The 26,161-nt window shown below is 37.3% G+C and carries 28 protein-coding genes and 1 tRNA gene; 20 read left to right on the forward strand and 9 right to left on the reverse strand.

Annotated features, from left to right (window positions below; all coding sequences use genetic code 11):
• Positions 1-55 precede the first annotated feature (55 nt).
• From rapZ to whiA, 3 genes are read left to right on the forward strand one after another with little or no spacing between them, the layout of a single operon-like run.
• Positions 56-970 (forward strand): RNase adapter RapZ, encoded by a 915-nt coding sequence (gene rapZ / locus ABM34_RS12225; protein ID WP_048706117.1) that lies wholly within the window; start codon positions 56-58, stop codon positions 968-970.
• Positions 957-1,988 (forward strand): gluconeogenesis factor YvcK family protein, encoded by a 1,032-nt coding sequence (locus ABM34_RS12230; protein ID WP_048706119.1) that lies wholly within the window; start codon positions 957-959, stop codon positions 1,986-1,988. Before rapZ ends, ABM34_RS12230 begins: the two co-directional genes overlap by 14 nt.
• Positions 1,989-2,924, forward strand: coding sequence for a DNA-binding protein WhiA (gene whiA, locus ABM34_RS12235; protein WP_048706121.1), 936 nt, complete (start codon positions 1,989-1,991; stop codon positions 2,922-2,924). It begins immediately after the preceding gene.
• Positions 2,925-2,977: 53 nt separating this feature from the next.
• Here whiA and ABM34_RS12240 read toward each other — a convergent pair whose 3' ends face one another.
• The 6 genes from ABM34_RS12240 to ABM34_RS12265 all read right to left on the reverse strand — a co-directional run bounded on the left by ABM34_RS12240 (position 2,978) and on the right by ABM34_RS12265 (position 7,567).
• Positions 2,978-3,694: an alpha/beta family hydrolase gene (locus ABM34_RS12240; protein WP_048706123.1), complete on the reverse strand. Its 717-nt coding sequence runs from the start codon at positions 3,692-3,694 to the stop codon at positions 2,978-2,980.
• Positions 3,695-3,759: 65 nt separating this feature from the next.
• A complete protein-coding gene (locus tag ABM34_RS12245; RefSeq protein WP_048706125.1) occupies positions 3,760-5,157 on the reverse strand; it encodes a DHA2 family efflux MFS transporter permease subunit in 1,398 nt (465 codons plus the stop codon).
• 103 nt (positions 5,158-5,260) lie between these two features.
• Positions 5,261-5,854 carry an ATP-dependent Clp endopeptidase proteolytic subunit ClpP gene (gene clpP, locus ABM34_RS12250; RefSeq protein WP_048706127.1) on the reverse strand — a complete coding sequence of 198 codons (594 nt, stop codon included), beginning with the start codon at positions 5,852-5,854 and terminating at the stop codon, positions 5,261-5,263.
• Positions 5,855-5,980: 126 nt separating this feature from the next.
• Positions 5,981-6,508 (reverse strand): hypothetical protein, encoded by a 528-nt coding sequence (locus ABM34_RS12255; RefSeq protein WP_048706129.1) that lies wholly within the window; start codon positions 6,506-6,508, stop codon positions 5,981-5,983.
• Between the two features lie 99 nt (positions 6,509-6,607).
• Entirely contained in the window at positions 6,608-7,129 is a 522-nt protein-coding gene (locus ABM34_RS12260; protein WP_048706131.1) for a GNAT family N-acetyltransferase, read from the reverse strand.
• A gap of 9 nt (positions 7,130-7,138) precedes the next feature.
• Complete coding sequence (locus tag ABM34_RS12265) at positions 7,139-7,567, reverse strand: MarR family winged helix-turn-helix transcriptional regulator (protein ID WP_048706133.1); 429 nt, start codon at positions 7,565-7,567, stop codon at positions 7,139-7,141.
• 94 nt (positions 7,568-7,661) lie between these two features.
• Here ABM34_RS12265 and ABM34_RS12270 point away from each other — a divergent pair, with 94 nt between their 5' ends.
• The 3 genes from ABM34_RS12270 (at position 7,662) to ABM34_RS12280 (ending at position 9,884) form a co-directional block, all read left to right on the forward strand.
• The gene (locus ABM34_RS12270; protein ID WP_048706134.1) at positions 7,662-9,047 is read left to right on the forward strand and encodes a DHA2 family efflux MFS transporter permease subunit; all 1,386 of its coding nucleotides are present in this window, start codon (positions 7,662-7,664) and stop codon (positions 9,045-9,047) included.
• A 77-nt stretch (positions 9,048-9,124) separates the two neighbouring features.
• The gene (locus tag ABM34_RS12275; protein WP_048706135.1) at positions 9,125-9,481 is read left to right on the forward strand and encodes a bacteriocin immunity protein; all 357 of its coding nucleotides are present in this window, start codon (positions 9,125-9,127) and stop codon (positions 9,479-9,481) included.
• Between the two features lie 172 nt (positions 9,482-9,653).
• Complete coding sequence (locus tag ABM34_RS12280; RefSeq protein WP_048706137.1) at positions 9,654-9,884, forward strand: hypothetical protein; 231 nt, start codon at positions 9,654-9,656, stop codon at positions 9,882-9,884.
• Between the two features lie 3 nt (positions 9,885-9,887).
• On the opposite strand, the gene ABM34_RS12285 is transcribed toward ABM34_RS12280, so the two are convergent.
• Positions 9,888-9,959: transfer RNA gene (locus ABM34_RS12285), tRNA-Arg, on the reverse strand.
• A gap of 291 nt (positions 9,960-10,250) precedes the next feature.
• On the opposite strand from ABM34_RS12285, the gene ABM34_RS12290 reads away from it, so the two are divergent.
• From ABM34_RS12290 to ABM34_RS12350, 13 genes are all read left to right on the forward strand, one after another.
• A complete protein-coding gene (locus ABM34_RS12290) occupies positions 10,251-11,297 on the forward strand; it encodes a sugar-binding transcriptional regulator (protein ID WP_048706139.1) in 1,047 nt (348 codons plus the stop codon).
• A gap of 34 nt (positions 11,298-11,331) precedes the next feature.
• Positions 11,332-12,360 (forward strand): type I glyceraldehyde-3-phosphate dehydrogenase, encoded by a 1,029-nt coding sequence (gap, locus tag ABM34_RS12295; protein ID WP_048706140.1) that lies wholly within the window; start codon positions 11,332-11,334, stop codon positions 12,358-12,360.
• A 108-nt stretch (positions 12,361-12,468) separates the two neighbouring features.
• The gene (locus ABM34_RS12300; RefSeq protein ID WP_048706142.1) at positions 12,469-13,683 is read left to right on the forward strand and encodes a phosphoglycerate kinase; all 1,215 of its coding nucleotides are present in this window, start codon (positions 12,469-12,471) and stop codon (positions 13,681-13,683) included.
• A gap of 16 nt (positions 13,684-13,699) precedes the next feature.
• Positions 13,700-14,452, forward strand: coding sequence for a triose-phosphate isomerase (gene tpiA / locus ABM34_RS12305; protein ID WP_048706144.1), 753 nt, complete (start codon positions 13,700-13,702; stop codon positions 14,450-14,452).
• Positions 14,453-14,541: 89 nt separating this feature from the next.
• Positions 14,542-15,843 (forward strand): phosphopyruvate hydratase, encoded by a 1,302-nt coding sequence (eno, locus tag ABM34_RS12310; protein WP_048706146.1) that lies wholly within the window; start codon positions 14,542-14,544, stop codon positions 15,841-15,843.
• 85 nt (positions 15,844-15,928) lie between these two features.
• A complete protein-coding gene (locus ABM34_RS12315) occupies positions 15,929-16,987 on the forward strand; it encodes an oxidoreductase (protein ID WP_048706147.1) in 1,059 nt (352 codons plus the stop codon).
• Between the two features lie 27 nt (positions 16,988-17,014).
• A complete protein-coding gene (locus ABM34_RS12320; protein WP_048706149.1) occupies positions 17,015-18,556 on the forward strand; it encodes a ClC family H(+)/Cl(-) exchange transporter in 1,542 nt (513 codons plus the stop codon).
• Positions 18,557-18,630: 74 nt separating this feature from the next.
• The gene (secG, locus tag ABM34_RS12325) at positions 18,631-18,867 is read left to right on the forward strand and encodes a preprotein translocase subunit SecG (protein WP_048706151.1); all 237 of its coding nucleotides are present in this window, start codon (positions 18,631-18,633) and stop codon (positions 18,865-18,867) included.
• A gap of 56 nt (positions 18,868-18,923) precedes the next feature.
• Positions 18,924-19,676 (forward strand): alpha/beta hydrolase, encoded by a 753-nt coding sequence (locus ABM34_RS12330; protein ID WP_048706152.1) that lies wholly within the window; start codon positions 18,924-18,926, stop codon positions 19,674-19,676.
• Positions 19,669-22,002 (forward strand): ribonuclease R, encoded by a 2,334-nt coding sequence (gene rnr / locus ABM34_RS12335; protein ID WP_048706154.1) that lies wholly within the window; start codon positions 19,669-19,671, stop codon positions 22,000-22,002. The genes ABM34_RS12330 and rnr overlap by 8 nt, the downstream gene beginning before the upstream one ends.
• A 6-nt stretch (positions 22,003-22,008) precedes the next feature.
• A complete protein-coding gene (gene smpB, locus ABM34_RS12340; protein WP_048706155.1) occupies positions 22,009-22,479 on the forward strand; it encodes an SsrA-binding protein SmpB in 471 nt (156 codons plus the stop codon).
• A 72-nt stretch (positions 22,480-22,551) separates the two neighbouring features.
• The gene (locus ABM34_RS12345; RefSeq protein WP_048706157.1) at positions 22,552-23,088 is read left to right on the forward strand and encodes a TetR/AcrR family transcriptional regulator; all 537 of its coding nucleotides are present in this window, start codon (positions 22,552-22,554) and stop codon (positions 23,086-23,088) included.
• A 250-nt stretch (positions 23,089-23,338) separates the two neighbouring features.
• Positions 23,339-23,926: a GNAT family N-acetyltransferase gene (locus tag ABM34_RS12350; RefSeq protein WP_048706159.1), complete on the forward strand. Its 588-nt coding sequence runs from the start codon at positions 23,339-23,341 to the stop codon at positions 23,924-23,926.
• A 36-nt stretch (positions 23,927-23,962) separates the two neighbouring features.
• Here ABM34_RS12350 and ABM34_RS12355 read toward each other — a convergent pair whose 3' ends face one another.
• Positions 23,963-24,502, reverse strand: a complete 540-nt coding sequence (locus ABM34_RS12355; RefSeq protein WP_048706160.1) for an LURP-one-related/scramblase family protein — start codon at positions 24,500-24,502, stop codon at positions 23,963-23,965.
• A complete protein-coding gene (locus ABM34_RS12360) occupies positions 24,499-25,383 on the reverse strand; it encodes a Cof-type HAD-IIB family hydrolase (protein ID WP_048706161.1) in 885 nt (294 codons plus the stop codon). The genes ABM34_RS12355 and ABM34_RS12360 overlap by 4 nt, the downstream gene beginning before the upstream one ends.
• An 85-nt stretch (positions 25,384-25,468) precedes the next feature.
• Here ABM34_RS12360 and ABM34_RS12365 point away from each other — a divergent pair, with 85 nt between their 5' ends.
• Positions 25,469-26,161, forward strand: coding sequence for a uracil-DNA glycosylase (locus tag ABM34_RS12365; protein ID WP_048706163.1), 693 nt, complete (start codon positions 25,469-25,471; stop codon positions 26,159-26,161).

The raw sequence follows: 26,161 nt of genomic DNA on the forward strand, positions 1-26,161 counted from the left end.
AATAGACACGCCCGGGTTGCAATGTTATGCTAGTATCTGAATGCGAGGTGCACAGATGTCAAAAAATGTACTTAATTTAGTTATAGTTACCGGAATGAGCGGGGCTGGAAAGACTGTTGCAATGCAATCTTTCGAAGACCTTGGTTATTTCTGTATTGATAATATGCCGCCGAATTTACTTCCAAAATTTTGGGAGTTAGTGCACGAATCTGGAACTATCGACAAAGTTGCTTTAGTTGTTGATATCAGATCAAGAGCATTTTATGATGAAATTTTTTCAATGTTGGCCGAAGTTAATGCTGACGAACAAGAACAAAATCAAAAAGTTGAAATGAAGATAATGTTCCTTGATGCCTCTGATGAGGAATTGGTTTCACGTTATAAAGAAACACGCCGTAGCCATCCATTAGCTATGGAAGGAAGATTGTTAGATGGGATTCAAAAGGAACGTGAGTTATTGGGTGAAATGAAGTCAAGAGCTCAAGTTGTGATTGATACTACTGATTTATCACCAAGACAACTTCGTGAGGCTATTTTTGACAACTTTCAGAAATCAGCTGAAGTACCAACTTTTCACATTGAAGTTATGTCATTTGGTTTTAAATATGGACTTCCAATTGATGCAGATATTGTGATGGACGTCAGATTCTTGAGAAATCCTTTCTATGTCCCAGAACTCAAAGTTCAAACAGGAAAAGACAAGGACGTCTATGATTACGTTATGGACAGTCCCGAAACCGAGAAGTTTTATCAAAAATTATTTGATTTAATGAAATTCATTTTGCCTGGATATGAAAAAGAAGGTAAAACTAGTTTAACAGTCGCAATCGGTTGCACGGGTGGACAACACCGTTCCGTAGCAATTGCGGAAAGATTGGGCAAAGATCTAAAGGACAAGTATTACGTTGATATTACTCATCGCGATATGGAAAAATCACAAAAGAAGGTTATTGAACATGGCAGCAAATAGGATAGTTCGTGTTGTTAAGGGACGTCGTCCAAAAGTTGTTGTTATAGGTGGGGGAACTGGTTTACCAGTTATTTTAAACAGTTTACGAAAAGAAGATGCCAATATTACCGCAATTGTTACAGTTGCCGATGATGGGGGATCGTCAGGTATTATTCGCAATTATATTAACGTTGTTCCACCCGGGGATATCCGAAATGTGTTAGCATCACTCTCTGATTTACCAGAAGATGAGTTGGATGTGTTTCAACATAGGTTCAAAAGTGATGATGACTTTTTCTCGGGGCATGCGCTTGGTAATTTGATCATCGCTGCCTTAAGTGAAATGTCTCCTAATATTTTCGATGCCGTTCAAGCGTTGTCAAAAATGATGAAGATTGATGGAAATGTTTTTCCTGCGTCAAATACTAAGTTGACTCTAAATGCTGAGTTTACTGATGGTACAACTTTGGCGGGTGAACATGAGATTACTCATTCAGGTAAGCATGTTAAAAGAGTCTGGGTAACCAACTCAGATAATCCAGAAGAAAAACCCAAGACCTTGCTTCCAGTGTTAGCTTCAATCATGCAAGCAGATGTGGTTGTGCTTGGACCTGGTAGCTTGTTTACTAGTATTCTTCCTAATTTAATGATTGAACAAATTGGTGAGGCAGTTAAACAAACTCCCGCTGAAGTAGTCTATATTTGCAATATCATGACCCAAATTGGTGAAACAGAAAACTTTACTGATGCTGATCACGTTCGCGTACTCGATAATCATTTAGGTGGGAATTTTGTCGATACAGTTTTGGTCAATACTCGTCCCGTTCCAGAAGATTATATGGACCATAAAAAATATGACGAGTATATTAATCAAGTTACACCTGATTTTGAAGGTTTGAGAGATATGGGTTGCCGTGTAATTTCTGATGACTTTTTGAAGTTGCGAGATCACGGAGCCTTTCATGACGGCGATAAAATTGCCCATGAAATTTTAAATTTGGCTTTTCAGTCAGGGAATAGAAAAAATGAGGTGAGATAAATGGCTTCGTATGCAAGTGAGGTTAAGAAAGAACTCACTGGTTTAGAGGTCCATCCAGAGCACGCACGTGTTGAGTTGTCAGCTTTAATCAGAATGAATGGTTCGTTAAGTTTACAAAATCATCATTTTGTATTAACAACTCAAACAGAGAATCCGGCAATTGCTCGGAGAATATTCTCATTAATTAAGCAAAAGTATGGCATGGAATCTGAACTTTTAGTTCGTAAGAAAATGAAGTTGAAGAAGAATAATCAATATCTTGTTCGACTCAAACGTAATACTAATGAAGTGTTACAAGATTTAGGTATTTTAGATGAAACAGGTTTATCAATTAATACTGATGTAACGCCTGATATTTTGAATGAAGATCAAAGAATGCGTTCATATTTACGTGGTGCATTCTTGGCAACAGGTAGTGTTAATAATCCAGAGACTTCAAGATACCATTTGGAAATTTATTCATTGTATGAGTCACACAACGCTGATATTGCCGAAATGATGAATCATTTTGGCTTGAATGCTAAAACAACAAAACGCCGTAACGGGTATATTACCTATCTAAAGGAAGCTGAACGCATCGCCGACTTTCTGCAGTTGATTGGTGCTACTAACTCAATGTTAAAATTCGAAGATATTCGGATTGTCCGCGATATGCGCAACTCTGTTAATCGTCTGGTTAATTGCGAAAATGCAAATATCAATAAGACCGTTGCCGCTGCGGAGCGTCAAGTTGAAAACATTAAGCATCTTCGAGATACGATAGGACTTGATTCATTACCACAAAAACTACAAGAAATTGCTGTTTTGAGATTGGATAATCCTGAAGTCTCATTGAAGGAGCTCGGAGATATGGTTCCTAGTGGGGCAATTTCCAAATCAGGAATCAATCATCGACTAAGAAAAATTAATCAGTTGGCTGAAGAAGCTAGCGCATAAAAAAAGCATTATCTAATTTCGTCCTTTTGAGGGATGAAATCTGATAATGCTTTTTATTTGATTACAGAATTATTTAACCAAGTAATTAGGATATTGGAAATTTCGTCTTGTTGACGGGCATTACTGATTGAGGCTTTTTTATCGTGACGTTGTTTTCCGTAACTGCCGAATCCAGCATGGTTTCCACCAGTTATTTGCGTATAGACTGTGGTCGTTGGTAAGTATTTTTTTGCACCATTAAATTTAGATTGATTGAGGACACCATCATTTGTTCCGGTGATTGAAAGCACGGGTACTTTAGCTTTTTTTAAATCACCTTTTTCTTCAGGATAACTTGCCAAGAAGAAGACACCCTTTAAATCTTTGGGGTTGTCGTGGGCATATCTGGCAGCCATGGTCCCACCAAGTGAGTGTCCGCCGATGATATAATTTTTATTTTGTTGAATTTTTTTAGCAACATTAGGATTAAGAACCGCCAAATCCAGTGTGAACCTGACAATATAAACTGAATATCCAGCTGCAGCAACTTTTTCTGCCCAAATACTGTAACTCTTAGGATCTACAAGTGCACCAGGATAAAAAATAACCATTGGCTTACTGTCATCGCCTTGAAATTTTGTAGTATTCAAAACTTGTGTTGAACTTTTTGCTGCATCTTCTGCTTTTGAAGAAGGTTGGTATTCTAAAACTTTGGTTGTCCCAAAGATGATTGTCGCAATAATTAGTATCGTGGCAATTATTCGAAATAGCCACTTTGATGAATTTTTCATGTAAATGTCCTCATGAATAATAATAACAAAAAACACCTCTGAAAAATTTTCTCAGAGGTGAAATTTTAGTTTTGCTTTAAAGTTTTTTTGTAATCTTTGACTAATATTGCGAAAATCAATCCAAATAATGCAATTACAAAGAAGAATGTAAATACGCTGTGATATCCCGCCAGTCCACCATTTACTGGTAAGTGATGATTTTGATTCGATGATACTAGGATTAATGTTGCCAAACTGACACCCAATGATCCTAATAGCTGTCTAACTGTTGTGATAATTGCCGTCCCATGAGGGATTAATTCTTGAGAAAGTGAATTTCCTCCAAGAGTAGTGGCAGGCATCATAACAAAGGCATTTCCACCTTCAATTAGCATCGCGATGAGAATCATGGCCCAAATGTTTAACTTGAAATTAAGGATGAATAGTAGGAACCAACCAACAACAATCATCGACATCCCAGTTAACAAAGTTGGTTTGAATCCGATTCTATCTGCTAATTTACCAGTTAGTGGATTCAAGATGCTGAGCAATATTGCTGGTGGCACCAATGCTAATCCGGAAATCAGAATAGAAGTGTGTAAAATATTTTGATAATAAAGAGGATAAATAATGGTTACAACGATTAACGAAATGTAGGAAAATCCAGTTAGCAAAATCGCTAAATCAAAGTTAAATGATTTCATGACTTTCAAATCTAGAAGTGGGTCATTTGCCGTCAACTGACGATAAATAAATAAACCGGTGAGGATAATACTGATTACTAATAAAATTAGTAGGCTATTATCCAATGAATGTGCTGCGCCTGCCTGGTTTACAACATAAAGCAGACCAACTAATCCAAGTAAATAAATAATTGAAATAAAATCGAGTTTAACTTTTTTTCGTGGCATAACATCTTGTATGAAAAATAATCCTAAGACGAATATTGCTACCATGATGATTAGGAATATTACGAATAATCCTTGCCATTTAAGCCAATTCAAAACAATTCCGGAGATGATAGGCCCGCTGGCTAGGGCTGAACCCATTACCAGTCCAGCCATCCCCATTGTTCCACCACGTTGATCTCGCTCGGTTATTTCTAGTAGAACTGATTGAAACGACGGAAATAGGATCCCTACTCCGACGGCTTCCAAAGCTCTACCCAACATAGCCAATGGAAAATTTGGTGCTAGGATGATGATAAATGTCCCAATTCCAAAAATTGCCACGACGCTGAGAAATAATTTTTTGAACGAGATATTATTTAACAACCAAGGGCTAATTGGCATCATGATACACATGATTAGCATAAATCCAGTCGTCAGCCATTGAATGGTTGGTGCTGTTACTCCGAAGAACTTCATCAATGTCGGATAGGCGGTAGACAAAGACGACTGACTAATCGACATTGTAAAAGTTCCTGCTAAGAGAGTACTGACAAAAAGTTTTCTATTTATAATTTTGTTTGTATTGCTTGTCATAATTTCTCCTTTCAATCAAAAGAATAGTCGAAATAAAATTATTTGTCTATGGACGCAAAAAAAGAGGGATGCAAGTAATTTGCACTCCCTCCAATTTAAAAGATTATTTCTTGTCTTCTGGCTTGTTGCTCATGATTTCATCAATCAAACCATAATCCTTAGCTTCTTGAGCTGTCATATAGTTATCACGATCTGTATCTTTTTGTAGTTTTTCGAAAGTTTGGCCAGAATTGTCAGCCAAGATGTGATTTAATCTTTTTCTTGTCTTCAAAATTTCTTGTGCAGCAATTTCGATTTCTGTTTGTTGTCCTTGAGCACCACCGAGTGGTTGGTGAATAAGAACTGTTGAATTAGGTAGAGCAAAACGTTTGCCCTTTGTACCTGATGACAATAGGACTGAACCCATTGAAGCAGCCAAACCTGTAGCAATAGTTTGAACATCAGATTTTACGAAATTCATAGTATCCACGATAGCTAAACCATCGGTAACTGAGCCACCAGGTGAGTTGATGTACATGGAAATGTCCTTATCTGAATCTTGGGCGTCTAGAAATAGTAATTCTGCAATAACTGTGTTTGCCATTTGGCTGTTAACTTCGCCAGATAGCATGATAATTCTATCCTTTAATAATCTCGAATAAATGTCATAGGCACGTTCGCCACGTGAACTTTGTTCAATAACTGTAGGAACTAACATAAAATGCCTCCTGTTTTTTGATTAGCACTCTTAACGGTACGGTGCTAATTTAGCATATAAATAATACAGGGTCAACAAACTAGCACTATATTATGTAAAAAAAATTATCATTTGAATATTAATGATTTAATATGGATTAACATCAGCATTGCTTAGCCATTGATTTGTGCCAACACGGAAATAAGTGTGTTGTGTGTCATTATTAAAGTAACCCATTTGATCGGCTTTAAAAGCATAGCCTTTTTCTAGACGACCGATAGTTTTTGCGCCAAAGTCATCATAAATTATCGCTGCTGGATTAGCAGTTACTGTAACTCCAGTAATATGAGGCTCTCCAGATGCTGCGAGTTTCAAACTTGCAACAACATCAGACATACGTGCCCATTCATTTGTGGAAACACGTAAGTAAGTTTCTTTACCACTTTGAATCCACATATCGGTGTACCAATTTGTTTTAGCACCCAGACTACGATTCTTAACTGCAGTAAAGTTATTACTATCATCTTTGTTATACAAAGTAGTTAACTTTGGCGTCGCCACATTGCTAATGTAATTAAAAGCATTGTGATCATCCGCCTTTGCAATTTGTGCAAACGGAACAATTGCCAATACCGCCATTAATGTTAGAAAAAAGCTTGTAAGTAATTTTTTCATAATTCCCCCCAAAGTAATTTAATCTATAAGTCAACTTTAACGGATATAAATATTAAGTCAAAGTATTCTTGGGATTATGAAAATTCAGTTATTTACCTATTATAAATTTAATTCAAAAGCCAATCTTTTGCCTTCAGGAGTTGAATCAATGTAAATGATTCCACGTTGTACATATCCAAAACTCTTGGCCAATCTTTGCATACGCACATTCATTTCATGAGTATCAATACGTAGATTGTGGAATCCTTTTTCTACAGCTAGTGTAGTTAAATTGGAGAAGAGAAATTTACTTAAGTGCATCCCTCTAAATTTGCTGGAGATAGCAACCGTATGAGTAGTTGCATAAGGGTCAGCAGTGGCAGACCAAGCTCCGTCATAAATTTTTGCATAAGTAGGGTCCGGTGTTGTATACAATGCGGCAGTAGCAGCAATTTCTCCGTCAACTATCAATACATTGCTGAATCCTAAATCAATATCTTTTTCAATTTTCTCACGGTTTGGTGAACCATTTTGCCACTGAGTACTCCCGTCTTTTTTCAGAAGTGCTTTTGCTTCATTAATGATATCCATAATTGCATCTAGGTCGTCTAGATTTGCTTTTCTTAAATAAATATTTGACATTTTCTTGCCTCAATCGTTGTTATCTAATTTAGTTTGAATCTCTTTCATGGCGTCGATTATATGCTTTATTTCCGATTTTTCAACATTTTTGAATAGGGAAGAAATTTGATCATCGGCTCTGTGGTTAATATCGTCTAAAGCTGCATGGCCTTGGTCGGTTAACGCTAAAACCTTTATCCGTAAATCGTCCGGATCAGCTTGTTTAGTAATTAATTCTTCGTTTTCTAACTTTTTCAAAACACGACTGACATAGCCCTTGTCGAGTTTCAGCAAGCCTAATAGTTGATTTGCAGTGTTTACACCACGATTTATCTCTAATAAAATTCGTGATTCTAAAATTGTAAATTGAGTGTGAAGGTGATATTTGTCAGTTAGTTGTAGAACATTGGTGTAAAAACGGTCGAACTCACGGACATTATAAATATCTTCTTTTTTCATTATTTATCACTCCTTTAGTTGACAAAAGCAACTAATTTCAAATATAGTTATTTAAGTTGCTTTTGTCAACTAATTTAGGGATGAGGATTTTTTCATGAAAAAGGGAATGCGCGTTTCGCTATATATAGTACTGTTTGGAAGTTTTTTCGGAGTATTAAGTTCCACTATGATGACCACAGCATTGCCACCAATAATGCGTGTTTTCCATATTTCATACTCATCAGCACAGTGGCTGACAAATGGATACATGTTGGCCAATGCGCTAATGATCCCAACCAGTGCGTATTTGATGAAACGATTCTCCTTCAAAAGCTTATTCATCACATTCTCAACGATTTTCTTCATCGGATCACTCATCGGGGCAACCGCAAATATATATTTAGTCCTAATACTAGGTAGAATGATCCAGGCGATTGGTGCCGGAGTCATGATTCCATTAGTCAACGTAATCGCCATGAGGGCGGCTGACAAGAAACATCGTGGGTCAGTTATGGGCATTATCGGAGTCGTGTTCAATTTTTCACCAATCATTGGTCCAACAGTATCAGGATTCATCTTGGATAGCCTGACGTGGCGCTATCTTTTTAGTTTGACCATGCCATTCACACTCATTGCAATTTTACTGGCAATTTTCTTAATGCCAAGAGTTGAACACAATACCGAGCTCGTATTTAATGTAAAAGGTTTGATAACGGCGAGCTTTGGATTATTGTGCTTGCTCTGGGCTTTCTCAAATATTGGGGAGGCAAAATTCCTATCATTCAATATTTTAGGATTACTAGTTTTGGGAATTATTTTTGCTTTATTATTCTTAAAGACCCAAAAGGGATCAAAAAGTCCCTTCATTAACTTAAATGTGTTTAAACACACTCAATTCAACATTGCGAACATATTAAATATGATTTTAATGGTAACAATGTATGGAAATACTATTTTATTACCAATTCTTGTACAAAATGTAATGCATAAGAGTGCCTTAATATCGGGATTGGTCTTACTTCCTGGTGCTATGGTGACATTCGTCATGTCTCCAATAAGTGGAAAACTTTTCGATAAATATCCAGTTAAAGTTCTAGTGCTTATTGGGATAACTATTGACTGTATCGGTACATTCCTACAAGTCATGATTAACAAGGATACTTCAATTCTTACTATTACATTAGGGCAGACAATCAGACAATTTGGGCTTGTTTTAGTATTGATACCAATTCAAACTCAAGCACTTTCGTTTCTGCCGATGACAATAATTCCTGATGGTGTTGCTATGTACAACACATTAAGACAAGTGGCGGCATCATTTGGGACAGCTTTACTAATAGCTATTATTACTGTTGCTAATAAACATGCAAATACCACAACGATTACCGGTGAATTAGTGGGAATTAAGCTTGGTTTCGCAACTTGCTTAGTGTTATTACTTTGTTGTTTTATTTTCATCAGAAAGCTCTATACTTCTAAAGAACCAGAATCTCAATTGTAAATTTATTTGATTAATTATATTTTCTGACCTACACTCAAAAAAGTTAAATAATTAATATATTTATAAGGGGAAGTACCATGGCTAAAGATCAAGAAGCATTAACAGAAGTAAAATCAGAAATTAACGAACTGATTGATAAGCTATCTAATCACAGTCTTCAATCATCAGAACTATTAGATATTCTTGATGTATTAAAACAAGTCGAGAAGCAACTGGATAGTTCGAAAAATCCACAATCATTAGTAATCAAAATGATTAATTATCTTCGAAGTATGGCAATGAAAGGCAACATTCATTTTCCCAAGGATGAAGAAAGTTTGATTATCGAATTAGGTGCTTATGGCCAGAAGGCTGGATTGAATGGTCAATATATGGCCGACTTCTCTGATAAATCACAATTTTATGGCTTTGCTGAAGAGATACCACAACATTAATATTCAAAAAGGAAAGTCACATTGGTTGCGACTTTCCTTTTTTTTGAATAAGTTTGTTTGATTAATCGTCAGATACGATGGAATTTTGAGATAAAGGGTGAAATAACTTTGCAAAGGCATTTTGCAGCATTCTACTATTAGATGTAACACGATAAAACCTTGGAGGAACATCGTGGTAATCTTACTTTCTATTTTGATAATAATAGGCATACTTACTTTAGCTTATTTTGGACGTAGAGTTATCTTTTATGTATTAAATGTTTTTGAAGTTGCCACTAGACCATGGGACGAGTTTACTGCATGGTTGACTCAAAAAATTAAATCTCCATCAGATTTCTTTCCGGACAAGTTACAAGTCTTGAGTTGGATCTCTGATTTCGTTTGGTATTTATTCAAACGATAACTATGCGTCGCGTGGGAGTCGAACCCACATTGCAGGAACCGGAATCCTGAGTGCTATCCATTATACTAGCGACGCGTATACTACTATTATCGCAAATCTGAGTGAAAAATAAAGCATTAATACTAATGATATTAAAACTTGGATATCGTGCATTAGTTTTTTTGAAATTGTCGTAATCCTTGTGCTTAATAGGAAGAAGAAAAAACATTCAGTTTTTGACCCGTTATCACTTGCAATATGGGACTGAGCGTATATAATAGGAACTGTGCTTGAGAGGTAACAAAGTTTATCCGGGCTTTTATTTTTTGAGTATATGGGTCGCAAAAGGACATACAGGGACAAGATTAGTCCCAAGGAGTAAATCAAATGACAATCAATAGTGATTTAGAATTGTTGGATTTGGTTGCTCCCGATTTCATTAAGACTGTCGAAAAACGTTTCAGAATACTTCAAAGTATTAAATTAATGGAACCGGTGGGCCGTCGGGTCCTAGCAGATGACCTTAACGTTACTGAACGAAGCCTTAGAACTGAGACCGACCTTTTGAAAAATCAAGGACTGATTATTTCATCTAAGTCAGGGATGTCTCTAACTAAGACGGGTATTCAAGCCAATGGTCAACTCAACAAGTTATTAGCTGACTTTCAAGGTACAGCACTTTTAGAGCAAGAGTTAAGTAAGAAGCTCGGAATTGATCGTTGTATTGTTTTACCAGGTAATTCTGATAAACAATATCGTGTGATTGATTCCTTCGGCCAAAGACTTAATCAATTGCTAGGTACTATTCTTCCAAATGGTAAAAGTCTCATCGCTGTAACAGGTGGTAGTACTTTAGCCAGGGTTGCTAGGAATTTATCACCAAGTCTTTCTAAGAATCGTGATTTATTATTCTTACCAGCACGTGGAGGAGTAGGAGAGTCAGTAATCATTCAGGCAAACAGTGTTTGTGCTGAAATGGCAAATCGAACTCATGGACAGCATCGAGCCTTATACTTACCAGAGGACATTAGTGAGAGAAGTTTTGAATCTCTTCAAAATGAAGCTTCAATTAAGTCAGTACTTGATTTAATATATAAGTGTAATGTTGTTGTTCATAGTATCGGAACAGCGAGTGTGATGGCTGAGAGAAGAAATTTATCTGATGAAGATAGATTAAAGATAAGTGACAGCAATGCTGTTGCCGAGGCTTTCGGAGATTTCTTTGATCAGAACGGTAAGCTCGTTTATAAGGTGCCTAGAATTGGACTTCATGTTCGGGACCTTGTTAATATTAAAAATGTAATTGCTATTGCTGGTGGTGCATCAAAAGCAACCGCCATCGAGGCTTACATGAAAAACGCGCCTTCTCATACCGTACTAATTACCGATGAGGGTGCATCAAAGATGATTTTAAGGGATAACCCTTTAAAATAATATATTTTTACTTTCCTGAAGGAGGAATTTTTGTATGACTACAAAAGTTGGTATTAATGGATTTGGACGTATCGGACGTTTAGCATTCCGCCGTATTGCTGATCTTCAAGCACAAGGCAAAACAGATTTGGAAGTTGTTGCAATCAATGATTTAACATCACCTGCAATGCTTGCACACTTGCTTAAATATGATACTGCTCATGGTAACTTCAAGTCAGACGCTATTACAGCTGCTGAGGATGGTATCGTTGTTGATGGTAAGAAGATCCCTGTATACGCTGAAAAGAATGCTGCAGACCTTAAATGGGTTGGCAACGACGGTGTTGACATCGTTCTTGAATGTACTGGTTTCTACACATCATCAGACAAAGCACAAGCTCACATCGATGCTGGTGCAAAACGTGTATTGATCTCAGCTCCATCAGGTGACATGCCTACAGTTGTTTACGGTGTTAACGATGACGTTTTAACTAACGACGTTAAAATCGCTTCAGCTGGTTCATGTACAACAAACTGTCTTGCACCATTAGCTAATGCCGTAAACAAAGAATTCGGTATCAAAGCTGGTACAATGACAACAGTTCACGCTTACACAGCTACACAAATGCTTCAAGATGGCCCAGAACGTAAAGGTAATGTTCGTGCTGCACGTGCTGCTGCTGCTAACATCATCCCTCACTCAACTGGTGCTGCTAAGGCCTTGGGTATGGTTGTTCCTGAACTTAAAGGTAAACTTGATGGACACGCACAACGTGTACCAGTTATCACAGGTTCACTTACAGAATTAGTTACAACACTTGGTAAAGAAGTTACTGTTGACGAAGTTAACGCTGCTATCAAGAAATATACTGACAACAACCCTTCATTCGGTTACAACGATGATGAAATTGTTTCATCTGACGTTATCGGTACATCATTTGGTTCAGTATTCGACCCAACACAAACACAAATCGTTGGTTCAGGTGAAGGCCAAGTTGTAAAGACTGTTGCATGGTATGACAATGAATCAGGATTTACTGCACAAATGGTTCGTACACTTGAAAAATTTGCTAGCTTAAACTAATTTATTAGTTCAACTGCAAAACTTACAACCTAATTTAATGAGTCAAATTGGCGGAGGGAGGATAACTCCTTCCGCTTTTTTTTAAGGAAAATATTTGGAGGATATAAAATGGCAAAACTTATCGTTTCTGACGTTGACGTAAAAGACAAAAAAGTTTTGATGCGTGTTGACTTTAATGTTCCTATTAAAGATGGTGTTGTCGGCGATACTAACCGTATCGTTGCTGCTATGCCAACAATCAACTACGTAGCTGATCATGATGGAAAGGTTATCCTACTTTCTCACTTGGGTAGAATCAAGAGTGATGAAGATAAGAAGGCTTTATCATTAAAACCAGTTGCTGCAAAACTTCAAGAATTAATTGGCAAACCAGTTAAGTTTGTTCCTGTTAACGAAGGTAAAGAATTAGAAGATGCTATCAATGAACTTAAAGATGGCGAAATCTTACTAATGGAAAACACACGTTTCCAAGATATCGACAATGATTTCGGTAAACGTGAAAGTAAGAATGATCCTAAGTTAGGCGAATACTGGGCTTCACTTGGTGATGTATTTATCAATGATGCTTTTGGTACAGCCCACAGAAGCCACGCTTCAAACGTTGGTATTTCAACAGCTATGAAAGCTGCTGGCAAACCCGTTGCTGCTGGTTACTTGATGGAAAAAGAAATCAAGTTCTTAGGTAACGCTGTTGACAATCCTGTACACCCATTTGTAACTATTCTTGGTGGTGCTAAGGTTTCTGACAAGATTGGTGTTATCGAACACCTTATTCCAAAATCAGACCACATCATTATCGGTGGTGGTATGGCATATACTTTCTTGGCTGCACAAGGCCACAAGATTGGTAAGTCATTGTTCGAAGAAGATAAAGTTGAACTTGCTAAGGACCTCCTTCAAAAAGCAGGCGACAAGATTGTTCTTCCTGTAGACCACATCGTTGCTAAAGAATTCTCAAATGATGCTGATGCTTCAACTACTGATGGTGTTGATATTCCTGATGACGAAATGGCACTTGATATCGGACCTAAGTCAATCGCTCTATTCAAAGATACTTTGAAGGGTGCTAAGACTGTTGTATGGAATGGACCTATGGGTGCATTCGAAATGAGCAAGTTTGCTGAAGGTACACTAGAAGTTGGACGTGCACTTGGTGATCTTACTGGTGCTACTACTATCGTTGGTGGTGGTGATTCAACAGCTGCTGCTAAGAGTTTGGGTATTGCTGATAAGCTTACTCACATCTCAACTGGTGGTGGTGCATCACTAGAATACCTTGAAGGTAAAGTATTACCTGGTATTGATTCAATTTCAGACAAATAAAAGGAGATTTAATTTTATGCGTACACCTATTATTGCGGGTAACTGGAAGATGAACAAAAATCCTAAAGAAACCCAAGAATTTTTAGACGGTATCAAAGGCAAATTGCCAGAATCTGGTGTAGAAGCTGTTATCGGAGCTCCTGCTATTGACCTAACAACACTTGTTGCAGGAGCTGAAGGCACACCATTAAAGACTGCTGCTGAAAACAGTTACTTTGAAGATGCTGGTGCATTTACTGGTGAAACTTCACCAAAAGCTCTTCAAGAAATGGGTCTTGACTATGTAATCATCGGTCACTCAGAAAGAAGACAATACTTCGGTGAAACTGATGAAGACATCAACAAAAAAGCAAAAGCTATTCTTAAAAACAACATGTTACCAATGATTTGCTGTGGTGAAACATTGGAACAACGTGATGCTGGAAAAGCTGAATCATGGGTAACTGGTCAAATCGAAAATGCTGTTAAAGGTATTTCTGCTGCTGATGTAGCTAAATCAGTTATTGCTTATGAACCAATCTGGGCTATCGGTACTGGTAAAACAGCTACAAGTGATCAAGCTCAAGAAATGGTTCACGTAATCCGTGAAAAGATTGTTAGCTTGTACGATGCTGACACTGCTGATAAAGTACGTATTCTTTATGGTGGTTCAGTTAAACCTGCTAACATCAAAGATTTAATGGAAAAAGAAGATATCGATGGTGGACTCGTTGGTGGTGCAAGTATGGATCCTGAATCATACGTTGCATTAGTTAACTACCAAAAATAATTTATTAAATAAATGAACAACATTTAATTCGACCTTGTAAAAGGTTAGAATAAACATGTATTAAAACTCATAAAGGAGAACATTTAAATATGTCTGTAATTACTGATATTTTAGGTCGTGAAGTCTTGGACTCACGTGGTAACCCAACTGTTGAAGTTGAAGTTTATACTGAATTAGGTGGCTTTGGTCGTGCACTTGTACCATCAGGTGCATCAACTGGTGAACACGAAGCTGTTGAATTACGTGATGGCGACAAATCACGTTTTGGTGGTAAAGGTGTTCTTAAAGCCGTTTCAAACGTAAACGACAAAATTTCAAAGACAGTTATCGGTATGGATGCAACTGATCAAAGAGCTATCGATGACGCTATGATCAAATTAGATGGTACAGAAAACAAGGGTAACCTTGGTGCAAATGCTATCTTAGGTGTTTCATTAGCTGCTGCTCGTGCTGCTGCTGACGAACTTGGTCTTCCATTGTACGAATACCTTGGTGGCCCTAATGCTCACGTACTTCCAACACCAATGATGAACGTTATCAATGGTGGTAAGCATGCTGATAACAACGTTGACTTCCAAGAATTCATGATCGTGCCTGTTGGTGCAAAATCAGTTCACGAAGCTGTACGTATGGGTTCAGAAACATTCCAATCACTTAAATCAATCCTTAAAGAACGTGGTCTAAACACTGCTGTTGGTGATGAAGGTGGTTTTGCTCCTGACCTTGAAAACAACGAAGCTCCTTTCAAGATTTTGGTAGAAGCTATTGAAAAAGCAGGTTACAAACCTGGTGATGATATCGCTATTGGTTTTGACTGTGCTTCATCAGAATTCTACAACAAAGAAACTGGCAAGTATGATCTTAAGGGTGAAGGCGAAAACGGTGCTTCATTGAGCACAGACGAATTCATCGATCTTCTTGACGGAATCGTTGACAAGTACCCTGTTATCACAATCGAAGATCCTATCGACGAAGACAACTGGGAAGACTGGCAAAAAGTTACAAAAGCCCTTGGTGACAAGGTTCAATTAGTTGGTGACGACTTGTTCGTTACAAACACTGACTACTTGAAGAAGGGTATCGAAATGGGAGTTTCAAACTCAATCCTTATTAAGGTTAACCAAATCGGTACACTTACAGAAACATTCGAAGCTATCGAAATGGCTAAAGAAGCTGGATTCACAGCTGTTGTTTCTCACCGTTCAGGTGAAACTGAAGATACAACAATTGCTGACCTTGTTGTTGCTACAAACGCAGGCCAAATCAAGACTGGTTCAATGAGTCGTACAGACCGTATTGCTAAGTACAACCAATTGATGAGAATCGAAGACCAACTTGGTGAACAATCAGAATACAAAGGTATTCACAGTTTCTACAACTTAAACAAATAATTTTTGTTAATTAAACAGTCCTTCGGGACTGTTTTTTTTTGTCTAAAATTATATGATAGTAATATGTCTAATTAAGGAGAATAACATGTCTTTAAAAATTGCTTTTATTGGTTTTGGAAAATCGGCAAATAGATATCATTTGCCATATTTAAATATTCGCCCTGATTTTGAACTCGCTATGGTTTATACTCGTAAACCTGTTGATGAGGCGCTATCAAAGCCTTATCAAGAAAATGGAACAGTCTTTACCACTAATTTGGATGATGTATTAAATAATCCTCAAATTGACTTGGTAACTATTTGTACACCTGCAAGTACACACTATGAACTTGCGAAGAGTTTCATCCTATCTAACAAGTCGGTTATCGTCGAAAAGCCTTTTGTTGATTCAGTCGAACATGCAAAAGAGTTGTTATCTCTCGGAAAAGAACGCGGAGTATTAGTTACCCCATATCAAAACAGACGTTTTGACGGTGACTTTTTAGCTGTCAAAAAGGTGATTGAGCAGGGATTTTTAGGGGATATTCTTGAGGTAGAATCACACATTGATTACTATCGCCCTGGAACGGTTAACAAACCGGGTACAAAAGAACAAGGGACATTTTATGGCCTTGGGATTCATTTGATGGATCGAATGGTTTCATTGTTCGGACGACCTGATAGTGTTGTTTATGATATTAGAAATAATGAAGTAGCCAATGCTGTCGATAATTATTTTGACGTGGATTTACATTATGGAACTCAAAATAAGATTAAGGTTAAAGCCGAATTTGTTGTAGCCACTGATTACCCAAGATTTATCGTCCACGGTACGAATGGATCATTCATCAAGTATGGTGCAGATCAACAAGAAAATGACTTAAAGGCTGGAATTATGCCAGGTACCGATGGATTTGGTGAAGATAGTCCAATGTATTACGGTGTAGCAAAGTATCGTAACTCAAATGGGGATTGGATTGAAAAGCAAATTAAGACTCCTGTGGGTGACTATGGTGCTTTTTATGATGATGTATATGAAACATTGATCAACGATAAGCCAAAGCTAGTGACTGACGAACAAGCTATTACTGACATTGAATTGCTTGAAGCAGGTTTCAAACAACCTTCTCCTTCTGTATATCAAATGCCTAATTTTGAAATTTAATCGTTCAGTGTGAATGGGGGATTGTGAATGAAGTCTGAAAAAATTGATGTCTATAAACTTAAGCTTCTACTTGGCGGAATCATCGTGGGGATGCTTTCGGGAATTATTGTGAGCATGTTCCGTTGGTCAATTGGAACATCGTTAAAATGGTTTCAGGGCTGGTACGTGCAGGCTAGAAGTAATATTGTCATCCTACTGATATTGCTAGTTTTTCTAATCATTGCAGGTATAATCGTCGGCCTAATGTTAAAAAAAGAGCCTGACATTTCCGGGTCTGGTATTCCACAAGTTGAAGCTCAACTAGATGGTGACCTCAAAGTAAAATGGTGGTCAATTTTGTGGAGAAAGTTTGTCGGCGGAATCATTAGTATTGGTCCAGGACTATTCCTTGGCCGAGAGGGTCCCGCAATTCAATTAGGAGCCTCAGTTGGACAAGGGTTCGGTGAATTAGCCAACGTGACTACACCAAGTACCAAGAGAATATTGATTGCTAGTGGTGCTGCCGGTGGATTGGCCGCAGCATTCAATGCTCCATTAGCAGGCTGCATGTTTGTAATGGAAGAAATCTATCATAATTTCTCACCAATGGTTTGGATTACCGCGCTAGCAAGTGCAGTTAGCTCAAATTTAATTGCTCTATATGTATTTGGATTAACACCAGTATTGAGCATTCCGTACAAATTTAGCTTACCAATCAAATATTACTGGCATCTAATAATTCTAGGAATCATCCTAGGGCTATTAGGACGCCTGTATCAAAAAGTCTTATTGATCATGCCAACCGTATATGCGAAAACACATATTCCTCGCGCATATCAAGGAATCATCCCGTTAATATTACTTTTACCAGTTGGAATGATGTATCCGAGCTACATCGGTGGTGGTAACGGGTTGATCGTCGATTTAAACAATCTGAAAGTTGGATTCTGGGTACTTGTTGGTATATTTGCACTTAGATTTATTTTCTCGATGATTTCATATGGATCCGGACTACCAGGTGGAATTTTCTTACCTATTCTAAATTTAGGTGCCATCATCGGGGCAATTTATGCGGTGTTTATGCATCAAACGGGAATGTTGCCACTTTCATACGAAAGTAATTTAATTATTTTCTCAATGGCAGGGTACTTCGCTTGTATTAGTAAGGCACCATTTACAGCAATTATTTTAGTAACTGAAATGGTTGGATCTCTTGGCCATTTGATGCCACTTGTTGTTATTTCATTGGTTGCATATATCGTCGTTGATATATTGAACGGTTCACCAATTTATGAGGCGTTGAAAGAACGATTAACCTTGAATTCTGAATACTTGAACCGAGTCAGCAAGTATAGTGATCGAATCGAAATCCCAGTATATGAAGGTAGTCCTATTGACGGCATGATAATTCGTGAGATTAGCTTTCCTAAAGAAGTCCTTGTCATTGGAATCTATCGTGGTGAGCGTCAAATTATTCCTCGTGGCGATACAATGATAAAATCAGGAGATAGAATTGTCATGATGGTTAATGCTGCACAACGTGCAAAATATAAACGTCGATTGACAGAGCTTATCAATGGATTGGACTAGAATTTTTGATTGTTTTATGTTATTGTTTTAGAAGTGATTTCAGCTTTTTAACACCATGAACGGGGGTTTGACCGGTGTATAATCTTTTTGAAGTATTACTAATTATTGTTTCAATACTAATTATCATCGCGGTACTTATGCAACCATCAAAGCAACAAGATGCTTTGAATGCCTTGCAAGGTGGCGGTGGTGACCTATTTAATAACCAAAAGAAGCGTGGATTTGAAGCCTTCATGGTTAAGGTCACATACGTACTGCTAGTACTATTCTTCGTATTTGCACTAGTTTTAGTATATTTATCGTCTCACTAGACAAGTAACCCTCCTGAAGAATCTCAGGAGGTTTTTTGTTATAAGGAGTAATTTTTATGAAAATAATTGCACCTAAACCTTTTTATTTTGAGAATGATGGACCAAAAGCAGTCGTTTTGTTGCACTCATTATCGGGAACACCAAATGACATGCGACTTCTCGGTCGATTTTTGCAAAGAAATGGGTATTCCGCTTATGCACCAATGTTTGCTGGACATGGCACTAGAGAACCACTAGATATAATTGAACAAGGTGGGCCTGATGCATGGTGGAAACAAGCTGAAGAAGCTTTGGACTTCTTAAAGTCTCAAGGTAAAACAGAATTCTACTTTTTTGGACTATCGCTTGGAGCAATCTTTGCAACAAAAGCAGTCGAAGAATGTCCTGAAGTTATTGCTGGAGGAACATTTGGTTCTCCTTTGTACAACACTAGTTTCAAAAATATTCGTGATGCGTTTTTGATATATTCTCAAAAAGTGTACGAATTGAACGAAATTAGTGAGGATCAAATCCAAGCTAAACTTCAGACTATAGATCAAAAAATCGATGGGTTCTTAGATTCAATTTTGACAGAGACAACTGACGTTACTGCCAATTTGAAAAATATAAATAAGCCATACTTCATTGGACAAGGAACTCACGATGATATGGTAGATAAAAACGGTGCTAATAAAGTTGCCGATGACGTAAAAAACGCTGACCTTCACTTCTATGATGCCGGTCACGTGTTAACTATTAATACAGCTCATAAAGATTTACAAACAGATGTATTAAACTTTTTAGAAAAAATTGAGGAAACAAATGCCTGATAAAGAAAATAAATTAATTTCAGATATTCTGGAATTTTTCAGAAGCAATCCGGATAGACGATACACTTCTGAGCAAGTTGAAGATGTGTTAAGAATGCATGGCTCATCTGCCTTTAAACGTGTTGTTAAAGCTTTGGCTGTCCTTGAAGGTGAGGGTAAAATTACGCTTACTAACAAAGACGAGTTCAAGATGACTCAACAAACTCAAGTATTAGAGGGTGTCTTTAAGGCTAATGAAAAAGGATTTGGCTTCGTTAGATATGACGAAGTTGATCCTGACGCTTTCATTACTAGAGACCATACTTTGCATGCCGTAAATGGCGATACTGTTGAGATTCAAATTACCAAGCCTTCAAATCCTTGGGATGACAAGGGTCCAGAAGCAAAGATTACCAAAATTATTGAACGTTCAATTGATAAAATTGTTGGTGAATTCCATCCATATAGTGACGCTCAAGTTAAAAAGACGGGTCACTTTGGATATGTTCAAAGTCATGAAAAGCGTTTAGCTTCATACATGATTTTCATTTCTGATAAGGGACTTCACCCACAAATGGGTGATATGGTCCAAGTTTCAATTGAGGAATATCCATCTGACGAACATCCAGCAAGTATGGAAGGTACAGCTCTAGAAATCATTGGTAATAAAAATGATCCTGGTGTTGATATTATTTCTATTGTCTTGGATAACGATATTAATCCTGAATTTCCCAAGGACGTACTACAAGCTGCTGAAAAGATTCCTGATCATGTTACTGAAGCCGACCGTGCTGGACGTAAAGACTTGACAAAGGACACAGTTATCACAATCGATGGGGATGACTCAAAAGATTTCGATGATGCCGTGGAAGTTGAAAAACTTTCCAGTGGCAACTTCCATCTTGCCGTTCACATCGCCGATGTTACTCACTATGTCACTGAAGGTTCAGCTATTGATGAGGAAGCTTATGCTCGTGGAACAAGTACTTATTTAGTTGACCGTGTTATTCCAATGTTGCCATTCAGACTTTCCAACGGAATTTGTTCATTGAATCCCGGTGAAGACAGATTGGCACTTACTTGTGATATGGAAATCACTGGTCAAGGCGAAGTTATCAACTACGATATCTTCCCAAGTGTTATTCAATCTAAGTACCGTATGACTTACAACAATGTTAACGAAATCCTCAAAGGTGACGCCGAACTCACAGCAGAATATGCTGACCTAGTTCCAATGCTCACAGATATGGCCGAGTTGCACAAAATTTTATTCAACAAACGTCATGAACGTGGCGCAATTGACTTTGAAGAAACTGAAGCTCAAATCATTGTTGACGAGAATGGTAAGCCTATCGATATTAAACTCAGAAACCGTGGCGTTTCTGAAAGAATGATTGAATCATTCATGTTGGCTGCCAATGAAACGGTTGCTAAGAACTATAACCTGAAGCATGTCCCATTCTTGTACCGTGTCCACGAAAAGCCAGACGAAGAAAAGGTTAAGAACTTCTTCGAATTCGCTGCTGCTATTGGCGTGGATGTCCACGGTAACTTGAAAGATATCAATCCTAAGATGTTCCAAAGCGTTCTATCAGAAGTAACTGATACTCCTGAAGAAGCTGTTGTTACAATTATGTTGTTGAGAAGTATGCAACAAGCTAGATATTCTGACGAAGCCCTAGGTCACTTTGGTTTAGCTGCTAAATACTACACTCACTTTACTTCACCTATCAGACGTTATCCTGACTTGATCGTTCACAGAATGATCCACAGTTATGCTGAAAATGGCTTTACTGATAAGGAAAAAGAGAAGTGGGGCGGCAAACTTCAACCAATTGCTGAACATACATCTAGTCGTGAACGTAAATCAATCGACGCCGAACGTGCTGTTGATGATTTGAAGAAGACTGAATATATGGCTGACAAAGTTGGCGAAGAGTTTGATGCTGTCGTTAGTTCAGTAACTAGCTTCGGTATGTTCATTCAATTGGATAATACTGTTGAAGGTCTAATTCATATCTCAAATATGAAGGATGATTATTACGAATACGACGAGAAGAGCATGTCAATGCACGGTCGTAGTACTGGTAAGATTTTCAAAGTTGGTCAACCAATCAAAGTTAAGTTGATCAGAGCTGACGCCGAACAACGTAAGATCGATTTTGAGCGTGTTCTTTCACCCGAAGAAGCCGAAAAAGCTAAGCAGCGTGAAGAAGAGTTCAAGAAGCGTCGTGCCAGCCACTCACGTAGCACTTTCCGTGGTAAAGGTGGAAATGGTAGCCGTGGTGGCGGACATGGCCGTTCAAATGATAACAACAAGAAACATGGTAAATACGAAAGCAGGTGATGAACCGTGAAAAAACATCATGAAAAATCTGCTAATGAAGTAGCAACCAATCGTAAGGCGAGACATGATTACAACATCCTCGAAACTTACGAAGCTGGTATTGAACTAACTGGAACTGAGATCAAATCAATTCGAGCTAGAAAAATGAATATCAAAGACGGATTCGTCCAAGCAAGAAATGGCGAAATGTGGCTTGAGAACGTAAATATTGCAATTTACGATCAAGGTAATCAATTTAACCATGACCCACTTAGAAATCGTCGACTACTGCTTCATAAGAAAGAAATACGTCGTATCGCTGGAAACACTCAAGAAAAAGGAATTACCGTAATCCCATTGAAAGTTTATCTTAAAAATGGTTTTGCCAAAGTTCTAATTGGGGTGGCTGAAGGTAAGAAACAATACGATAAACGTGAGACAATTAAAAAACGTGATCAAGAAAGAGAAATCCAACGTGCTACTAAAGTACGTTATTAGGAAAACTCGCTTGATCGCGTTTTTTTGAGTTAAAAACATAGGTATTTTCTAATGATATGATAAGATACACCTATGGCGAATAAAAAACTATTGGCCCGTGGCCAACTTATCGTTACGCTGGAAGATGAACTCTCAATTAAAATATTAGACAAATATACTGTGACCCATTTAATTAAGGCATCTGGGTATAGTCGTAGCACGGTTTATAACCATTTTGAATATATTGATGAACTATATCAGTGCTACTTTGAAGAAGTCGTAATCCCAAGAATTATCGTTGATTGCCAGTCATACGATGATATTGTTATTGCTTCAATAGATTTTATTTTACTTAATCGAGTTTTGTGTTTAAATCTATACCATTTAAATGAATTCATGCATCGTGAAAATTATTTAATCAATATGTTTGCCGATGCATTCAATAATCATGAAATTCCGTTAAACAAATTAGATGAAAATCAACGCCACCTAATGAGTGGAGTTACCTTCGTATTACGAACTTGGTTTGAGTCAAAGTTCCGTGCCAATCGTGATGAAGTAATTACGCAACTTCATGAACAAGGCAAAGTTATCAAGCAATACAAGAAAGCTTTATATACAGAAATCTAAAACTGTCCAATTTTTGAACATAAATGATTTTTTGTCAATTATATACAATTCGATTATCAATTATTCTATTGAAGTGAGATAAGGCAGGGATGTCTCACCAAAAAAATAGGACGGTGTATATTTTCTGACCTTGTCGAGGAAATAAATAGGATTGCTAAATAAGCCAGATATGTGTCAATATCTGGCTTTTAGTACGCATTCATTTTGTAAATACAATGATTTAATGTATCATGATATACGAGGTGAAATAATGTTTAGAAATGCTAAAGAGGACGACGCCGAACAGATACTGCCTACTCTTTTCCAAATATTCGATGAAATGGAATTGGATGTTTTTAAAGAAGTAGGTAACGATGAGATGGCTAAAGTCATCAAAGAAGGCTTTTCACTTCCTGAATATCGTTACGGATTGGATCACATTCTTGTTAATGAGATTCACGATAAGATTGCTGCTATTGCAATTAGTTATTCTGAGGAAGAAGAAGACGAAATTGATGTGCCTCTACTAAAAATTATGAGAAAACATGGTATCAAACAGGATTCGTTGTTTCCGGACAAAGAAGCTTGGCCGGGAGAATGGTACTTAGATTCATTCGCCGTTGCACCGGAATTTCAAAATCAGGGGATTGGAACTCGTGCTTTGAAGGGTTTCATCGATTTGATCAGAAATAGTGGGGAAAAGGTTCTGAGTTTAAATGTCGATGTCGACAATGCTCCTGCTAAACATGTTTACGATAAGGTTGGTTTTCAAAAGGTTGGTCAATTGTATATTGGCAGTCATTTGTATGATCATATGCAATTTGATTTAACTAGAGAAGCAGCTAACCAAGCTATATAATTCAAAAATGGAGATGTCCTTAGCGGATATCTCCATTTATTTATTCTTAAAATTCAAATATGACAATCCTCGATGGCCATGTAAGCCTGATAATGAGTCATCTAAGGGTTTTCCAGGTAACTTTATATACTTGTTAAGGAAGATAGCAATGAGCGTTCCACATTCCAAATCATCGATGTTATTGATGATTAACTGAATACCTGGCTGTCCCAGACTTAATATCATCGGACAAACTTCCATAACGATTTCGTGTTTGCTTTTTACGTGATAATTGGACATGGGGATGTTTCCCATAATATTCCAATTAAGGATGCCGATATGGACGTATTTCACTTCGACCATCGGAATTGTATTAATGGTTGCGACTTCTTGACCATTAACTTCAATCGAAAATATTTTTAAAAAGCTATTTTTTAATTTAATTTCGGCAACTTTTTCATTCAATCTATTAAACAGTTGGATCAAGAAAGGATTTTCCTTGTCACGGCTGGCGATAAAAACAGTTTCCTTGTTCTTATCAGAAATGACCATGACGTTCCCAGATAACAGATCCGCTGTCCGAATATATAAATTCATTGACGATTACCCACGGCTTTATTATTTTTAATTACTTTATTAATAATCTTGGCAACACCATCGTTAACATTTGAATCAGTCTGCTCATCAGCAACTTCAGCAATCTTTGGAACGGCGTTTTTCATCGCCACACCAATACCGGCTGCTTTGATCATAGATAGGTCATTCAAATTATCACCGATAGCCATAACTTCCTCTGGCTTAACACCTTTTTGTTTGGCGTATTCCATGAGGGCGATACCTTTTTGAGCATTAATACTATTAATTTCAATATTATTTGGTGAAGATGATGTAATAACTATATCATCTATCGACTTCAAATCCTCACGCAAAGGTTTGAAAACTTCTTGTTGGCGCTTGTCGAAAGCTAACAACTTCATAACTTTTGTATCAGGATTATTCAATATTTCGTCATAATTGTCAACGTAAATAGTTTTGGCATGTTTCAAAATTTCTTTAGTGTCAGCGAGTGCCTTATCGTATGTGGTTGTCGGATTTAAGATGTTCAACAACTCGGCGATACTAGTAGTTCTTTTTGCCAGACTATTGGAAAAAACACCCTTATCAGTGATAAGCTCGAAATATAAATTGTTTTCTCGCAAGTAGTCGGTTATTTGTTTAACACTTTTTGTTGAAATGGGGTTACTGGAAACTAATTGTTCATCTTTGTTATAAACTTCGGCACCGTTTAATGTGATGTAACCAGGATGAAATTTATTCATCAGGAAGGGCTTGGCCTCATCAAGTTGTCTTCCAGATGCAATCAAAAAATCAATCCCATTAGCCGTGGCATTATTTATTGTATCTATATTATTTTGCGAAATCATCATTTCGTCATTTAATAAGGTCCCATCCATGTCGGATGCGATGATTTTAATCATAGGGCAAACCTCCGTACTATTAACTTATAATTGCATGTTAACATATTTTTTATAAAAAAAATTAAATTAGTTAGGTGTGTTTTATATGAAAACTTTAATTGAAAATGATTGGCAACAAGTCTTATCTGACCAGTTTGACCAAGAATACTACCTTAAACTTCATGAATTCTTAAAAGAAGAATATGAAACCCAAACTATTTATCCTAATATGTACGAAATTTTCCAAGCATTTCAATGGACCTCTTATTCTGATACTAAGGTAGTTATTTTGGGACAAGATCCTTATCACGAACCCAACCAGGCAATTGGATGTAGTTTTGCAGTCAGCCCAGGTGTGAAGTTGCCACCATCACTTCGAAATATCTATAAAGAATTACAAAGTGATGTGGGATGTACACCGGTCAATCACGGTTATTTGAAAGCTTGGGCTGATCAAGGTGTCTTGTTGCTCAACTCGGTTTTAACGGTTAGAAGGGGTCAAGCATATTCTCATCGTGGGAAAGGTTGGGAACAATTGACTGATTATGCAATTTCAGCTTTATCAAAAAAAGGTGGAGTCGTATTCATTCTTTGGGGTAACGCTGCCAAGTCGAAAAGTTCTCTAATTGATACGTCCAAGAACACAATTATTAGTTCTGTACATCCAAGTCCATTATCTGCATATCATGGTTTTTTCGGATCAAAACCATTTTCTCAAACAAATAAAGCGCTTTTACGATACAATGAAAGGGTAATCAATTGGCAATTACCAACGGTTGTCGATGAAATGGAGGAATGA

Origin of the sequence: Companilactobacillus ginsenosidimutans (assembly GCF_001050475.1) — a bacterium.
GTDB lineage: Bacteria > Bacillota > Bacilli > Lactobacillales > Lactobacillaceae > Companilactobacillus > Companilactobacillus ginsenosidimutans.

Coding starts and splice junctions, on each gene's coding strand:
- ABM34_RS12300 (WP_048706142.1), top strand. CDS start 12,469: ATGGCAAAACTTATCGTTTCTGACGTTGACGTAAAAGACAAAAAAGTT.
- ABM34_RS12275 (WP_048706135.1), top strand. CDS start 9,125: ATGGCTAAAGATCAAGAAGCATTAACAGAAGTAAAATCAGAAATTAAC.
- ABM34_RS12330 (WP_048706152.1), top strand. CDS start 18,924: ATGAAAATAATTGCACCTAAACCTTTTTATTTTGAGAATGATGGACCA.
- ABM34_RS12355 (WP_048706160.1), bottom strand. CDS start 24,502: ATGAATTTATATATTCGGACAGCGGATCTGTTATCTGGGAACGTCATG.
- ABM34_RS12345 (WP_048706157.1), top strand. CDS start 22,552: ATGGCGAATAAAAAACTATTGGCCCGTGGCCAACTTATCGTTACGCTG.
- ABM34_RS12290 (WP_048706139.1), top strand. CDS start 10,251: ATGACAATCAATAGTGATTTAGAATTGTTGGATTTGGTTGCTCCCGAT.
- tpiA (WP_048706144.1), top strand. CDS start 13,700: ATGCGTACACCTATTATTGCGGGTAACTGGAAGATGAACAAAAATCCT.
- clpP (WP_048706127.1), bottom strand. CDS start 5,854: ATGTTAGTTCCTACAGTTATTGAACAAAGTTCACGTGGCGAACGTGCC.
- rnr (WP_048706154.1), top strand. CDS start 19,669: ATGCCTGATAAAGAAAATAAATTAATTTCAGATATTCTGGAATTTTTC.
- gap (WP_048706140.1), top strand. CDS start 11,332: ATGACTACAAAAGTTGGTATTAATGGATTTGGACGTATCGGACGTTTA.
- ABM34_RS12365 (WP_048706163.1), top strand. CDS start 25,469: ATGAAAACTTTAATTGAAAATGATTGGCAACAAGTCTTATCTGACCAG.
- ABM34_RS12350 (WP_048706159.1), top strand. CDS start 23,339: ATGTTTAGAAATGCTAAAGAGGACGACGCCGAACAGATACTGCCTACT.
- ABM34_RS12255 (WP_048706129.1), bottom strand. CDS start 6,508: ATGAAAAAATTACTTACAAGCTTTTTTCTAACATTAATGGCGGTATTG.
- ABM34_RS12360 (WP_048706161.1), bottom strand. CDS start 25,383: ATGATTAAAATCATCGCATCCGACATGGATGGGACCTTATTAAATGAC.
- rapZ (WP_048706117.1), top strand. CDS start 56: ATGTCAAAAAATGTACTTAATTTAGTTATAGTTACCGGAATGAGCGGG.
- ABM34_RS12230 (WP_048706119.1), top strand. CDS start 957: ATGGCAGCAAATAGGATAGTTCGTGTTGTTAAGGGACGTCGTCCAAAA.
- ABM34_RS12265 (WP_048706133.1), bottom strand. CDS start 7,567: ATGAAAAAAGAAGATATTTATAATGTCCGTGAGTTCGACCGTTTTTAC.
- ABM34_RS12320 (WP_048706149.1), top strand. CDS start 17,015: ATGAAGTCTGAAAAAATTGATGTCTATAAACTTAAGCTTCTACTTGGC.
- ABM34_RS12270 (WP_048706134.1), top strand. CDS start 7,662: ATGAAAAAGGGAATGCGCGTTTCGCTATATATAGTACTGTTTGGAAGT.
- ABM34_RS12245 (WP_048706125.1), bottom strand. CDS start 5,157: ATGACAAGCAATACAAACAAAATTATAAATAGAAAACTTTTTGTCAGT.
- whiA (WP_048706121.1), top strand. CDS start 1,989: ATGGCTTCGTATGCAAGTGAGGTTAAGAAAGAACTCACTGGTTTAGAG.
- ABM34_RS12260 (WP_048706131.1), bottom strand. CDS start 7,129: ATGTCAAATATTTATTTAAGAAAAGCAAATCTAGACGACCTAGATGCA.
- ABM34_RS12315 (WP_048706147.1), top strand. CDS start 15,929: ATGTCTTTAAAAATTGCTTTTATTGGTTTTGGAAAATCGGCAAATAGA.
- ABM34_RS12240 (WP_048706123.1), bottom strand. CDS start 3,694: ATGAAAAATTCATCAAAGTGGCTATTTCGAATAATTGCCACGATACTA.
- eno (WP_048706146.1), top strand. CDS start 14,542: ATGTCTGTAATTACTGATATTTTAGGTCGTGAAGTCTTGGACTCACGT.